Origin of the sequence: Pseudomonas cedrina subsp. cedrina, assembly GCF_001983175.1 — a bacterium.
GTDB classification, from domain to species: Bacteria; Pseudomonadota; Gammaproteobacteria; order Pseudomonadales; family Pseudomonadaceae; genus Aquipseudomonas; species Aquipseudomonas cedrina.
The window spans coordinates 564,761-579,728 of sequence record NZ_MNPW01000003.1 but is presented as its reverse complement, the minus strand read 5'-3'; the positions used below and the strand labels follow the sequence as shown (position 1 = coordinate 579,728).

Genomic DNA, 14,968 nt, shown 5'->3' with positions numbered 1-14,968 from the left:
GGATAGGAGCAGGTCGTTCCTGGCGAATGGGTCGATCAGGTGTTCGAAGAACATCGTCAGCGGCAATATCCGCGTGAGCTTCTGTTCTCAACCATCGTTGAACTGATGTCCCTTGTTTCATTGGGCTTGCGACCATCGTTACATGCTGCTGCACGGCAGATGGAGGATCTCCCCGTCAGCTTGGCGGCGCTGTATGACAAGGTCAGCCGCACAGAGCCTGCGCTGCTGCGCGCCCTGGTCACCGGCAGCGCAGAGCGCTTGGCACCAACGATAAAAGAACTGGGGCACTCAGCCATTTTGCCTGGCTGGCAACTGCGGGTCGTCGACGGCAATCACCTGCCTTCCAGCGAAAAACGCTTGGGCGCTTTGCGCCGTGAGCGGGGGGCCGCCCGGCCTGGTTTTTCGGTAGTGGTTTACGACCCCGACCTGGATCAGGTCGTCGATCTTCAGCCCTGTGAAGATGCCTACGCCAGTGAGCGAGTCGGCGTTCTGCCGTTGCTGGAAAAAGCCTGTGCGGGGCAGCTGTGGATGGCTGATCGACTCTATTGCACGCTCCCGGTCATGGAGACCTGCGAAGAGTCTGGAGCCTCGTTCATCATTCGCGAACAGAGCAAACATCCACGCCTGCTTAAGGAAAGCGACTGGCAGGAGCCTATTGCCGTCGCGGCAGGTCACGTGCGTGAGCAGACCATCGAATTAAAAGGTGGACGCCAGTGGCGGCGTGTCGAACTGAGTCTGCAAACCCCCACCGACTCTGGCGACACTACGTTGTTGTTCTGGAGCAACTTGCCCGACTCCATCAGTGCCGAACAAATCGCCGATTTGTACCGCCGTCGCTGGAGCATCGAAGGGATGTTCCAGCGCCTGGAGTCGGTTCTGGACAGCGAAATCGAAACGCTGGGTAGCCCCAAGGCTGCCCTGCTGGGATTTGCGTCGGCGGTGTTGGCTTACAACGTCTTGGCCGTGCTCAAGCGCAGCGTTGAGGAGGCTCATCGCCAGACCCTGCCCGACGATTGGGAGGCATCGATTTTCCACCTGACGGTACAGGTGCGCAGTGGTTACGAGGGAATGCAGATAGCCCTGCCAGCAGAGGACTCATCCATCCCGATCCCTGCAGGAGGGCTGGCTCAGTATCTGCTTACACTCGCTCGAAATATTCAGCCCAAAGCTGTCGTCAAGAGCAAGCGAGGTCCGAAGGTGCCCAAGCCCAAACAGTGGCTTGAAGGCAAAGCCGCAAATGCCCACGTGTCGACGGATCGGGTGCTTAAGGCCGCTAAAATCAAAAGACCTTGAAAGGGCTGGTGTTAAAAGCGAATCGCAGGCAAAGAAAAGCCCGCGAGGGGGAGAGCGGGCTTAAAGGGATGTTCACTAGGAGCTGGGACAACCTAATCGACCCGCTGTGAAAAGCTTGTGAAAGCTTTGACTCAATACTTCACTGCGATAGCCTGAGCCAGTTGCATGTCAGACATCAGTGGCGAGTTGTAGGTCGAACGATAGTAGCGAGACGCTTGCTCAAACTGAGCTCCGCGAATCTGGCCATCAGAACCTATGAATGCGAGAGCATCGCCCTTCGCTTTTTTCATCATTGATGGGCCGTCAACTGAAAATGCGGATGTTGCGCCGAGGATCATGGTCGGAAACAGTGTGGTGACGGTCAGCGCGCGCTCCACGGGATTTTCGACATACCACGCCATCGCATCAGCGCTGATCGATATCGTGATGACGGCTGCAAACGTCTTCCATAAAACCATCCTTCGTCGCCTCCATTGCGCTGAGAGGGCGACACCCTCTGCGTACCATAACCTGTTCGGTACGGGAAAAACGGGAGCGGTCACGCATACAGAGCCTAAATTATATGGGTCTACTGCCACGCAAGGCATTTCAAGCATGAGATAGGCCTTCACCGACCCAACCATCCTGAACCGGCAACAATTCCATAACGTCACAAAACAATTTCCGCTGCTTCCAGTCATTTCGATCTCCAATGACATACAAGCGGCGCTTGGCGCGGGTAGCGGCAACGTTGAGCAGGTTAGGCTTGGACACTGCCCATTCGCGAGCGCCGCCGTTTTCGCTGTTCCCGCCCAGGATAAGGATGACGACTGCCGCTTCTTTACCCTGCATCGTATGAATGGTCCCGCGCACGATCTTGGCGTGTAACCGATCCTTGAGCTGATTGCGCACGTCCTGAAAGGGCGTGATAACCGCGATGCTGTCGGGCGGCACGCCGTCGTCATTCAGCATCGCCAGCAGCTGTTCGAGCGCCTTTCCTTCGTTGTCGACCCAATTTCCGGAGGAGCGGCCGGTCGCGTGCACCCAGCCGGTCAGTAGGCGGGCCGGTGTTTCTTTGGCGGGTGAGGGCGCAATAGTGCCATAGACCATGGCGCCGTCGTAGGCGATGCGATTAGCCAGCTCGAACATCGGTTTGTCACAGCGACGGTGCACCACCAGGGGCAAGCCGACCCAGCATTTCTGGTCCTTGGGCCCCGCCATGCGACCCCAAGGCGTGGCCTGGTCGGCCAGGCTCTGGGCGGACTGGCGGTTGGGCAACCAGTGAGCATCGACTTGATAGCGCGTACGCATGTGTTCGAGCACGGCATCGGATACGGTGACGATCGGCTCCAGTTGCAGCGGGTCACCGACCAGCACGGCCCGCTGTGCACGCCATAGGGCACCTACAGCGGCCTGGGGTGGCGCCTGGCCGGCTTCGTCCACCATCAGCCAGCCAATTTCCCCGCAGCCAAGGCTGCCGAAAGAGCGGGCGAACGAGGCGAAGGTGCTGCTGAGCACCGGCACTGCCATGAACAGCGAGGCCCATGCCGAACGCACCACGGCCTTGGATACGCCGCCATAGCGACTGCCGGTGAGCGTGCTGGTGATGAAGTCCAGGTTAGCGCGCAAACGCGAGGCTTCGATCTGGAAAAAGACGTGGTGCAGCTTGAGCGCCTCAATGAATACCGTCGCCCGCGCCTGGCGCCAGCCCTCGACTATCCAGGGTTCGAGCAGCTCGATCTCGCTGCCTCTGCCGATCTGGCCTTGTTCGAGCCAATGCTCCAGATGCTTGGCCTGGCCAGCGCGGGCAATGCGGCGAGCCTTGTCGATCTGCAGGGCGGCGTGGACCACGGCTTCGTTGATTTCCAGTTCGTCGGTCGCCAATTGCCGTTTGAGTTCGGCCAGTTGGCCGACGAGTCGCTGCACTAGGCGTTGGGCGCTGTCGAAGGCGTCCTTGGCCAAGGTGTGTGCGCTATCCAGCAGGCGTTGCCGGGCCGCCCATGTGCGGTGGGCCCCCCAAAGGCTGATTAAGTTGGTCAGTAACCCCGGCTTTGTTGCCAGGTGTGCTTCAAGGAACTGAAGCTCGCGTTTGAGTTGCTCGCGGGCGGGCGCGAGCTGCAGGGTTTCCAGTTTGGCTTGTTCATCATTGAGTTCGCGGCGTTGAGTCAGATGAGCTTGGCGCTCCTGTTCCTTCTGACGCACCCGAGCCTTGGCGCTGATCACCGTCTGAACCCGCTCCAGAATGTCGCTGACCTCGGCGCGTATCCTCTCTTCGGCGTTTTTGGCGCCCTGATAGCGCTCGACAGCGGTGCGCCAGAGACTGTTTTTCTCGGCGGACGAGAGCAATTTCATTTGGCTGGCGTGTTCGCTCAGCCACTCGCGCATGCCCTTGGGGGCTGGCTCTTCGTTTGCGCTGTTGGTCATGGATGCGTCGGGTAGCGGATCGCCCTCGTATAGATCCTCGTCCAGCTCAGCGTTGTCGACGTCGGGCTGTGAAGGTGCCGGTTCCGCGCTGGTGGTCTTCGTCTTGGGCGGACGCTTGCCATAGAAGAAGCGATCGACGAACTGAGTGCGTTTGGCTTTGCTGCCCAATGCTGCGGAGATCATCGCCCAGGCCGGCTTGCCGCTGGTCAGCTCGCCCAGTTCGCTGAAGTACTCGGCATCGGGCAGCCAGGATGAATCAACCTTATCGCGCTGGGGCAACTCGAGCGTTACGTTCTCCACGGCACCGTTGTTGGAGGAGGCCACCACCATTTCGAAGCCGAACAGGCGCGGGCTGAGCTGATAGGCAAAGCGCTCGCGCCCACCGTCGTTGGCGGTTTCGCGTCCGTCCTTGATGAAGGCGTCCGAGGCCCTGCCCAGCGTGGCCAGTACGTCGGCGCGTTGTGTCACCACTGCCGCGATCAGATCGCGGAGCAGGGTTGTCTTACCGGTGCCGGGTGGACCGTTGATGCCCATTATCCCGCTGTCGTTGCTGAGGGTGTGCAGCAGGCTGTTGACCGCCAATTGCTGGGAATGCACCAGACCCAAGTGCTTTTCGGCGGGCCAGCAGCCGGTCGCGTAGCGCGACGGGGCGAGGCGATCGATCAGCGCCAGGTCGGCTTCGGGCCCATCGAGGTGCAGGCGTTGGCTGGCATCGTGATGGCTCAGGTAGCGGGCCAGGGGCTTGCTTGTCTCGCCACGCGCCAGGGCCTCGGCCATGCCGGCCAGGTCGCTCAGCAGGAAGCTGTTGAGTGGGTCGTCTTCCTGTTCGGGTTTGTTCGGGTTGATCGGTGCCGAGCGGAAGCGATGCCCGTGCGGTCCGTCTGCGAAAAACTGGTCGAGTCCCAGGGACTGGCGAATATGGTCTGTCAGGCGTGCCAGGTCGGCCGCATTGACTACGCCACCGAGCAAGCTTTTAGCCTGTTCGCGAAGGGAGTCCTGGGTCTCCTCGAAGCCGTGCGTCCAATCTTGCCGGTTGATGGCGCAGCCCACGAACCAGGCCTCGCTGGACAGCACCAAACTGTTGGCCACCATCACGCCTTGATCGTTGAACTTGAGCGCGTACAAGGCGCAAAGCTTGGATTGCGGTTCCTTGTAGCCTTGGTCGGCACCGTAAAGGGCCTCCAATTGGCGAGAAACGTCCAGGTTGTCATAGAGGTGTGCGTAGAGCGTATGGCTCCATACGCGTTTGTTCGGCAGGCGCTGCCGGCTCAGAGGGTTAGCCGGCATCCATGGCAGGATTTGGCCTGAGGCGGGGATGTCTTGGAAAAACGGCTGATAGTCGCTGTCGCGCTTATTCAGTTTTGGGACTGCCTGGGGTTGCAGCAGTTCGACAGCGTGCCAGTAACGCACGATATTTTGCGAATTCATTTGCTACGTCCTTGAAAGCGCTGGGCTTGTATTCCTGGGGGTGAAGAATAACAGGATGTTGCATCGCTTCCTGGCCCCGGCGCGGGCAATCGATGCTGATCATGGGCCGGGTCACTTACCTGAGGGGGTACCATGCAGCGTAGTTATGGGTGTAATTCGCGTTCTGCTGGCTCTTGGACCACGTAGGCCATGCCTTGCCATTGGGGCACCAGGCCTGGAGCCGATACCCCTTAGGGCTGTTTGATCATCAACTCACATCGTCAATCAGTATATGCCGCTGTCCACGGCTGCACTGTTCGATACGCGCCTGAACCTTGTAAACGTTGCGCAGCATCTGTTCGGTAATGACTTCGCCACTGAGCCCGCTTCCCTGAGTGGTGCCGTCAGCAATAACCAGTACTTGATCGGCAAACCGCAGGGCCTGGTTCAGATCGTGGATCGCGATAAACACGATGACCTCGCGTTGCCGGGCCAGTGTGCGCATGAAGTTCAACACCTGCACCTGGCGATGCATGTCGAGGGCGCTGGTGGGTTCGTCCATCAGCAGGATTTCGGGCTCGCGTACAAGGGTTTGCGCAATGGAAACCAGCTGTTGCTGGCCGCCGCTGAGTTCTCCGAGATTGCGCAACGACAGGTCGGTAATGCCCAGTGCCTCGAGAATCTCGTCTACCAGTTTCAGCTCGTCATCGTGAACCCTCCAGCCCGGCGACAGTTGTTTGCGCGCCAGCAGCACCGACTCGTACACGGTCAATCGTGCGTTGGCATTCAGGCCTTGGGGCATGTAGCTGATGCCCGTCGGGCCTTTTTTGGAGTCTTGCAAAATCACTTGGCCGGGGCCATCGATCAGCCCGGCCATGCGTTTGAACAGAGTCGATTTGCCCGCCGCATTGGGGCCGACCACGGCGACCACCTGACCGCCGAAAAACATCGTCGTCGATACACCGCGAATAATCTCGCGTTGGCCATAACGGGCGCCGAGGTTGTCCAGTTGTAGCTTCACCATGTGTTTTTCTTCCCGCCGAGTATCAGAGATATGAAGAACGGTACGCCGATCAGCGAGGTGACCACGCCGATGGGGAAGATCGCGCCGGGAATCAATGTTTTACTGACCACGGAGCTGGCCGAGAGAATCAGCGAGCCCGTGAGCAACGAGGCTGGCAGGAAGAAGCGCTGGTCTTCGCCGATCAGCATGCGGGCGATGTGCGGGCCGACCAGCCCGATAAAGCCAATGGTGCCGACGAATGCCACCGGAAACGAGGCCAGCAGGCTGACCATAATCAACGTTTGAAAACGCAGGCTGCGTACGTTGATACCGAAACTGGCCGCCTTGTCGTCGCCCAGGCGCAGGGCGGTCAGGGCCCAGGCTCGTTTGGCGAAGACGGGCAGGGTGATCAGGATCACCAGGCAGACTACTCCGAGTTTCGGCCAGGTGGCTTTGGTCAGGCTGCCCATGGTCCAGAACACCACGGCCGCCACGGCTTGCTCGGTGGCGAAGAACTGTACCAGCGCCAACAGTGCATTGAAGGTGAACACCAGCGCAATGCCGAGCAGCACGATGGTTTCGGCGGTCACACCACGGCGCATGCTCAGAAAATGGATCAACAGCGCCGAGAGCATGGCCATGATGAAGGCGTTGAGTGGCACCATGAACTGCGCCGCCAGCGGGAACAGTGCGACACCGAATGCCAGGCCCAGCGCCGCACCGAAACTGGCGGCGGCGGAAATGCCGAGCGTGAACGGACTCGCCAGCGGGTTATTGAGGATTGTCTGCATCTGCGCGCCGGCCAGCGATAATGCCGCGCCAACGGCAACGGCCATCAATGCCACCGGCAAGCGGATATCCCACATCACCACACGCACTTGTGGTGACGCAGTGTCCGGCGAAAACAACGCGCCGAGCACTTCACTGAGGCTGTAACGCGCAGGCCCCAAAGCCAGGTCGAGCAGCACGCTGCACAACAGCAGAACGACCAGCCCCGCAAGGATCAGGCGTTTACGCAACACCAGTCGCCGATAGTTTTCGCGCGGTAGCACCTCGGCATTGGTCAGCGTGCTCATGGCTTCACCTCGGGTTTGCGCAGGCTGACGAAATAGCCCGACTCATACGGCACGGGTAGAAAACGCTCATGCAATTCGCGAAATGAGGCATCCGGATCGAGATCGGTAAACAGCTCGGGGTGGAACCATTTCGCCAATTGCTGAATGGCCACGAACTGGTAAGGGCTGTTATAGAACTGATGCCAGATGGCGTGGAAGGCCTGGTTGTCCTGAGCCTTGATGCCTGCGTAGGCCGGCCGCTGCGTATACCACGCCAGTTTTTTCCGGGCCTCGGCCATGTCTGCGCCAGGACCGACGCCGACCCAATGTCCACCGGGAGCAAAGGCTTCCCAGTTGGCGGTGGTGACCACGACATGCTCCGGATTGGCGACAATGACTTGCTCGGGGTTCAACTGGCCGAACGTGGTTGGAATGATCCGGCGCGCGATATTGTTGCCACCGGCCATATCGACAAACAGGCCAAAATTTTCATTGCCGAAACTCAGGCAGCAATCGTCGGTATAACCGCCGATGCGCTCGATGAACACGTTCGGCCTGGGCGGGTGTTGTTTTTCGATCACATCGGTGACGCGATGAATCTGTTGATTGCGAAAATCTATAAAGGCTTCGGCGCGTTGTTCCTTGCCGAACAACTGGCCGAACAGGCGCATGGTCGGCTCGGTATTTTTCATCGGGTTGTTACGAAAATCGACGTACACCACCGGGATGCCGAGGGCGTCGAGTTTTTCGATGTACCGCGCATCTTCGGTGGCGTGTTGCGCCTCGATATTGAGGACGATCACGTCCGGGCGCTGTGAGATCGCTTGTTCGATATCAAAGGTGCCGTCTTCAAAGCCGCCGAAGGTAGGGATCTTGGCGATGTCGGGAAATTTGCGCAGGTAGGCGTTGTAGGTGTCCGGATCCGACTGGATCAGGTCCTTGCGCCAGCCGACGATGCGTTCGATCGGGTTTGACGTGTCCAGCGCGGCGACCAGATACAGTTGCCGACCCTCACCGAGGATGACCCGCCTGACGGGCAGATGCACTTTGACTTTGCGCCCCAGCAAATCGGTCACTTCAGTGCGGGCCGAATCCGTCTCGGTGGCGTGAGCGTTGTGCGGCGCCACCGCGAACAGGCTCAGCAGTCCTGCCAGTAACAGCGCAGAAAAAAAAGCGCGTCTGCGTCGATCGAAAATCACCATTGTCAAAGCCTTTGCAAAAGTCAGGTCGGTCAACGGCTCACACCGTTCGCCGGCTGAGCGTTTCAGAAGTCGACAGTCGCCGACAGTAATAAGGTGCGCGGTGCGCCTTGCGAGAACGCGCCATAAGAGGCGACGCCCGACCAGTACTGGCGGTCGAACACGTTCTGCACGGTGGCGCGAAACGTGGTCGGTCGGTCATCGATGCGAGTGCTGTAACGTGCGCCGACATCGAAGCGGGTCCAGTCATCCAGTTTTTGCGTGTTGGCCTGGTTCACATATTGGCTGCCGGTGTGGATTGCACCACCGGTCAGCGTCAGGCCTTCCAGCCATGAGGTGTCCCATTCGGCCCACAGGTTGGCCTGAACTTCGGGTACGCCGACGGGTTTATTGCCACGGTTGGCGGCCACGCCGGATTGGGTCAGTTCGGCATTGAGCAGGGTCACGCCACCGAGCAATCGAGTGCCGGGAGTCACTTCACCGAATACATTCAGTTCCAGGCCACGGTTGCGCTGTTCGCCCTGCACCGAAAATATGCCGGAGGCCAGTTCACCGCTGGGCTTGGTGATCTGAAACAGGCTGATGGTGGAGGTGAAGGTGCCGTAGTCGACCTTGGCCCCGAGTTCGTGTTGACGGGAAACGTAAGGGGCGAAGATCTCACCGGCGTTGGACGCGGTCGAGGGCGCAATATCGCCCTTGCTCAAGCCTTCGATGTAGTTGTAGTAGAACGAAACATGCTCCCAGGGTTTGAACACTGCACCGAACAGCGGGGTAGTCCGGCCGTCGTCGTAGGACGTGGTGACCGCACCGGCCGCGTTGTAATTGTCGGATTTGATGTTCTGTTTGCGCAGGCCGAGGGTCAGCTGGATCCGATTATCGAACACCGACAGGGTGTCTGCCAGCGCCACGCCGGTCAGCTCGCTTTCAGACACTTTTGGTGTATCTGGCTTGGGGATGTCAGGTTTCTGGCGGTCTACCGGGTGATAAATGTTCGACAGGATCGGCGCACCGGAAATGATCCCGCGCGATAACTCATCGCGATAACGACTGATCTGTACGGTGGTGCGGTGACTGATTGGCCCGGTGTCGAAGCTCAGGCGCGCACCGGTGTCGAGGGTGTAGCGCTTGACTTCGAATTTGTAATATCCCGGAGTCGAAGAGGTATCGCCGGCCGAGTTGATGAGGGTCGGCGTCTGGTCGGACATCCGTGCCACGTCGGATTTGCCGCCACCTGCGTGAGCGAAGACCGTCAATGCATCGCTGAGGTCGTATTCGCCGCTGAACAGCGCGGATTTGTCACGGGTTTGCGACCAGCCCCACGCCTGGCTGACGTTGGTGCGGCCGTTGGCGGCGGCAGGAATGTCCACGCCCGAGTCGATCAAAAAGGGGCGCGAAGCGGCGTCGAAACTTTCTTTCTGGTTGAGCCAGTCGAGGCTGGTGCGCAGACGGTCGCCGTGATAGTCAAGCGAGATCGCACCGATATCGACGTGACGCGATTGATCGTCGATCACCGTATCGCCCTGTTGCGTACTGCCGTTGATGCGCACGCCGAAGCGGCGCTCATCGCCGAAACGCCGACTGATATCAAGGTGCCCGCCGAGCTGAGTGTTCATGGCGTAACTGGCGGTGAAACGGGTCAGGTCTTCGTCGAGAGAGCGCTTGGGCACCACATTGATCACGCCACCAACCGCGTTGTTGGGGGACATGCCATAGAGCAGGGCGCCGGGCCCTTTGACCAGTTCGATGCGCTCGGCGTATTCGGTAAAAACCCGGTAGTTGGGCGCCACACCGTACACACCGTCGAAGGCCAGCTCACCCAGGTTACCCTCGCCGACGGGAAAGCCACGGATGAAGAATGAATCGACGATCCCTCCGGCCTGGCCGGTGGAACGTACGGATGAATCACGTTCCAGCACATCGCCGACAGTGACGGCCTGTTGATCCTTGATCAGCGCCGAGGTGTAGGTACTGACGCTGAACGGCGCGTCCATCACGTCCGTATTGCCGAGAATACCCAAGCGCCCGCCGTTGGCGACCTGACCACCGGCATACACCTCTTGCAGGGTATCGGGGCGCTTGCCGGTGCCGATGACCGCGGTCTCATCCAGCGTCACTCGGCGTTGCACCAGGGTGTAGGTGCCGTCGCTGCGCAACACCATGTCCAGGCCACTGCCGGCCAGCAAGCGATTGACCGCTTCCTGTGTGGTGTAATTGCCGGTCAGCGCGGGACTGCTCAGGCCTTCGGTCAATGAGGGCTGGAACGACAGGGCTATACCGGCGCCCACGGCAAAGCTCGACAGGGTCGCACCCAGCGGCCCGGCGGGAATGTTGTAGGCCCGGATCGCAACCGAGTCCAATTGCACAGGCCCGGCGGCCGAGGCAAGCGGGCAGGCGGCACCGATCAGGGCAAGGGTTAGCAACGCACTGCGAATAGCTGATGTGAAGTGGTGATCCGGGCGCAGGCGGCGTGCAGCGAGCATGAATGGATGGACCTATAAACAGGACGGTAAGGTGCTTCTCCCTAATAGCCAGTCGACCGCTAAAAAAGTATCACCTGTACGGTGATTTTTTTGACTCAGGCGGGGGAAAGCATGACCCAGTAGCCATTCAAGTGGCCGCTGACGAGGATTGGGTAGGTTTGCGCCAGCATGTTCAAGGTGCGCTGGCTGTCGCTGATCGGATAGGCGCCGGAAATACGCAGATTGGCGAGCGCCGGATCGAAGCGTACAAAACCGCGGCGATAGCGCGTGAACTCGGCGACGAAGTCGGCCAGGCGCATGTTGTCGGCCATCAGCATGCCTTGGGCCCAGGTGCCGACATAGCGGTCGGCAGCGGTGACCTGGCCAAAGGTGTCGGAAGAGAAATCCGTGCGCTGACCGGCCCTGACGATCAGCGGCGTAGTCTGGCGATTTTCGGCCAGCTCGACTTTCACCGCGCCTTCGAGCACGGCAAGGTGAGTGCGCGGTTGCAGCTCGCGCACGCTGAATCGCGTGCCCAGCGCCTGCATACGGCCCTGCCGGGTGCTGATCAGAAAAGGCCGAGCCAGAGGGGCAATGTCCGGAGCGGTCTGTACCAGTATTTCGCCTTCGCGCAGGTGAATGAGCCGGTGGTTGGTATCAAACAGCACGTCGATCGACGTGTCGGTGTTCAGGGTGATTTTTGTACCGTCGGCCAGGGTCAGCTCGCGTTGCTGGCCCACTGCGGTGCGATAGTCGGCCGACCATTGCTGGGATTCTGCCAGCTTCCAGCTGCCCCATCCGGCCGGCAGGATTGCCAGCATTATCGCCAGCTTACCCAGTGCCGCGCGCCGCTCCGGGCTGCCTGGACGGTCGAGTGCCGACATCGCCAGTGACGGCGGCAGTCCGCCTAGTTTGGTCTGCAATAACTGCGCGCGCGCCCATGCACGACCACGCTCGGGCGTGCTGAGTCTCCAGCATTCCCATTCGCCGCGTTCGGTCTCATTGAGCTCGCCCTCAGTCATGCGGATCAACCAGTCGGCTGCTTCTTCCAGGGCCTGATGATCGAGGTGCGGCTCATGGCGGCGAGTGAGCATTCACTCCACCAGCAACAGGCATTGCACGAAGGCTTGCTTCATGTAGCGTTTGACAGTGATCAGCGAAACGCCCAACTGCTCGGCGATGTCGTCGTATTTCAAGCCGCTGATCTGCGACAGCAGAAAGGCCCTTTTGACCAACGGCGGCAAGGCGTCGAGCATCGCGTCGATTTCGTGCAGGGTTTCCAGCACCATGAAGCGCGATTCCGGCGAAGGCACTTGCGGCTCGGGCAAATGGGCGAGCGCGTCCAGATAGGCGCGTTCCAGTGCCTTGCGCTGGTACCAGTTGACCAGAATGCCCTTGGCCACACAGGTTAAATAGGCACGCGGTTGCTCAATGACGGTGACCTGAGAGGCAAGGATGCGCGTGAAAGTGTCCTGCGCCAGATCCGCCGCATCCATGGCGTTCCCCAGTTTTTTTCGCAGCGTTGCGTACAGCCAGCCATGATGGCCGCTGTACAGGGCTTCGATCACGCGCAGGTGGTTGTCGCTATTCGCTGGAAGGGTTTCGCTCATGGCTGCAGATTTTCATGCAATTGAGAAGTATTCCTAATGCTAGTTTACAACCCAGCTACGACGCAAGCGCAGATTGGTGTCCTGTTCAGGCATTCGGCAAACGGCGTAATGCGGCGATCATCGTGTCGATTTCCGCCTCGGTGTTGTAAGCATGCACAGAGGCGCGGCTGACCTCGAGCAAGCCCCGGTTCTGCATGTCCAGCAGGGTTGAGCGGACCGTAGAGGTGCTGACATTGATGCGTTTTTCCTGACCGGCCAGCCACTGTTGAACCTGCTCGGCGCTGCTGTCCTGATGCGTGAAGGTCACGATGCCTGACTGCTGAAGGCCCAAGTCACATGGAGTGATGCCGGGAATCTGCGCCAGTTGCCCGCGCAGGTACCCGGCCAATTGTTGAATGCGTTGCCACATCGGCTCGATGCCTTGTGCCAAGGCATACTCGACCGCCGCGCCGAGGCCCAGCTTCGCCGCGACGTTGCATTCCCAATTCTCGAAACGGCGTGCATCCGCGCGGATCCTGTATGCGTCGGCTGTCAGCAGGGACGCGGCATGCAGGTCGAGAAAGGCCGGCTCCAGGTTCTGGCACAGCGCGCTCTCGACATACAAAAATCCCATTCCACGCGGGCCACGCAAGTATTTACGGCTGGTGGCCGCGAGCATGTGACAACCGATTTTCTTCACGTCGATGGGCATCTGCCCGACACCCTGGCAGGCATCGAGTAGAAACAGCACGCCGGCCGCGCGGGCCAGGGCGCCGATCTGCTCGACGGGCTGCACCGGCCCGCCATTGGTGGCGATTACCGGCAGGGAGATCAGCGCAACGCGATCGTCCTCCAGCATGTCCTTCAATGCCGACAGCGACACCTGACCCTGTTCATCATTGGGGATGATGCGGATCTCGATGCCACGCTTGTGCTTGAGTTGCAGATAGGGAATGTAGTTGCCGGCGTATTCGGTGGTCGAGGTCAGCACCACGTCGCCGGTTTTCAACGGCAACGAATAGAAGGCCATGTCCCAGGCGCGGGTGGCGTTTTCGATCACCGCAATTTCATCGGGCCGTGCGTTGATCAGGCGACCGATGGCGCTATAGACATTTTCCAGTTCAGCCGCCTGCTGGCCGGCTGCTTCATACCCGCCAAGTGTCGCTTCGAGCTGAATGTGGCGGGTCATGGTGGCGATCACTGGCTGGGGCATGAGCGCCGCGCCGGCATTGTTGAAGTGGATCAGTTGCGCGACAGCGGGCGTGTCGGCGCGCAGTTGTTCAATGTTCAAAGACAGGCTCCTTACTCAATCCCCAGGTGGGGCATGACTCGGTTGCATAGCCGCAGGCCAGTAGCGCAACGCGACCATCGGGATCAGCGCCGCCACGTAGGCCAGGCAAACGAACAGATAGGTGTATTGCAAGCCATAGACCTGGCTAAGCAAACCGCCGGCCGAGATGCCGGCAATCGAGGCGAATTGCGCGGTGCCCTGGGCGATTCCCAATACATGGCCTTGTTGCGAGCTATCGGCGGTTTTCGAGATCAGGGCCATCAGCACCGGCGTGGTAGCCCCCAACAGCACGCCCCATATGAAATAGGCAACGACAAATACCACAGCATTACGCGTGACCCCGGCCACAGCCGTGAGAGCGATGCAGCCGATCACCACGTAGGTCATGCGCTGCAGGGTTTCCTGTTGACCGCGGTGTTCGAAGTAACGCGACCAGGCCGTAGCCGAAAGAATGAAACCCAGCGCCAGCAAGCCGTAGCACAGGCCGACCACCGAGTTGCTGACGGCGAATACCGAGCTGACGTACAACGAAAAGGAGGTTTGCGGCAGCATTCGCGCCAACAACAGAATGCCCATCACCCCGAGCAGCGACAATAACGGGGAACCTTGCCAGAGATTGCCTGAATGGCGCGCCGGGGTCGTCTTGTCCACCGTCGGTGTTTTTTTCACCGGCGGTACATCCGGCAGGGTCACGGCCGCGATCACGGTGCACACCGCACACAATGCCGACGCGATGATGTTGATCCAGAAGAACGTCGCGTAATCGAGGATCAAACCGCCAACGACTGCGCCCAGCAAGGAACCGACGTTGGTCGAAATTTGCAGGATCGCAAAAAGCCGGGCTCGCCGCGAAGGCGCTTCGATACTGACGCCGTAGGCCTGCGCCGGCGCGATGTAGCCGGCGAACGCGCCTTGCAGAAAACGCAGGATCAAAATGACCCAGATGTCGCTGAAGAGGGCCAGCCCAAGCTGGGTCAACGACAAACCGGCGAGGGCGCGGATCATCATCAACTTATGGCCATATCGATCGCCGATACGGCCCCAGAATGCACTGGTCAGAATAATGCCGAGCATCGGCCCGACGTACACGGCGATGCTGGCGAAGCTGAACACCGACTCCGAGGAGGTCAGCCCACGCAGATGGACAGGCCAGAACGGCCCGCTCATCTCCATTGCGCCCATGGACACCAACTGGATCGCAAACAGAAGATAAATCAGGATTCGTACGCTCGAACCCTGGATGACACCTGCATGGGACATGGGACGACC

General features: G+C 59.9%; 10 protein-coding genes and 1 pseudogene. 1 reads left to right on the top strand and 10 read right to left on the bottom strand.

What is annotated here, in order from left to right; translation table 11 throughout:
• Window positions 1–6: 6 nt before the first annotated feature.
• Window positions 7–1,293 (top strand): annotated as a pseudogene (locus tag BLL36_RS08465) (IS4 family transposase); the annotation flags it as partial.
• Between the two features lie 131 nt (window positions 1,294–1,424).
• On the opposite strand, the gene BLL36_RS08460 reads toward BLL36_RS08465, so the two are convergent.
• From BLL36_RS08460 to BLL36_RS08415, 10 genes are all read right to left on the bottom strand, one after another.
• Entirely contained in the window at window positions 1,425–1,751 is a 327-nt protein-coding gene (locus BLL36_RS08460) for a DUF2388 domain-containing protein (protein ID WP_076950998.1), read from the bottom strand.
• Window positions 1,752–1,881: 130 nt separating this feature from the next.
• The gene (locus tag BLL36_RS08455) at window positions 1,882–5,124 is read right to left on the bottom strand and encodes a DEAD/DEAH box helicase (protein WP_076950997.1); all 3,243 of its coding nucleotides are present in this window, start codon (window positions 5,122–5,124) and stop codon (window positions 1,882–1,884) included.
• Between the two features lie 247 nt (window positions 5,125–5,371).
• On the bottom strand, window positions 5,372–6,127 hold the full coding sequence (locus tag BLL36_RS08450; protein WP_076950996.1) for an ABC transporter ATP-binding protein: 756 nt from the start codon (window positions 6,125–6,127) through the stop codon (window positions 5,372–5,374).
• A complete protein-coding gene (locus BLL36_RS08445; protein WP_076950995.1) occupies window positions 6,121–7,182 on the bottom strand; it encodes a FecCD family ABC transporter permease in 1,062 nt (353 codons plus the stop codon). The genes BLL36_RS08450 and BLL36_RS08445 overlap by 7 nt, the downstream gene beginning before the upstream one ends.
• The gene (locus BLL36_RS08440; protein WP_076950994.1) at window positions 7,179–8,363 is read right to left on the bottom strand and encodes an ABC transporter substrate-binding protein; all 1,185 of its coding nucleotides are present in this window, start codon (window positions 8,361–8,363) and stop codon (window positions 7,179–7,181) included. The genes BLL36_RS08445 and BLL36_RS08440 overlap by 4 nt, the downstream gene beginning before the upstream one ends.
• A gap of 62 nt (window positions 8,364–8,425) precedes the next feature.
• Entirely contained in the window at window positions 8,426–10,840 is a 2,415-nt protein-coding gene (locus tag BLL36_RS08435; protein ID WP_076950993.1) for a TonB-dependent receptor, read from the bottom strand.
• 95 nt (window positions 10,841–10,935) lie between these two features.
• Entirely contained in the window at window positions 10,936–11,913 is a 978-nt protein-coding gene (locus BLL36_RS08430; RefSeq protein WP_076950992.1) for a FecR domain-containing protein, read from the bottom strand.
• Window positions 11,914–12,429, bottom strand: a complete 516-nt coding sequence (locus BLL36_RS08425) for a sigma-70 family RNA polymerase sigma factor (protein WP_076950991.1) — start codon at window positions 12,427–12,429, stop codon at window positions 11,914–11,916. It lies immediately after the preceding gene.
• 85 nt (window positions 12,430–12,514) lie between these two features.
• Window positions 12,515–13,699 carry an aminotransferase class V-fold PLP-dependent enzyme gene (locus BLL36_RS08420; protein WP_076950990.1) on the bottom strand — a complete coding sequence of 395 codons (1,185 nt, stop codon included), beginning with the start codon at window positions 13,697–13,699 and terminating at the stop codon, window positions 12,515–12,517.
• 15 nt (window positions 13,700–13,714) lie between these two features.
• Window positions 13,715–14,959 (bottom strand): MFS transporter, encoded by a 1,245-nt coding sequence (locus BLL36_RS08415; RefSeq protein ID WP_076950989.1) that lies wholly within the window; start codon window positions 14,957–14,959, stop codon window positions 13,715–13,717.
• Window positions 14,960–14,968 lie beyond the last annotated feature (9 nt).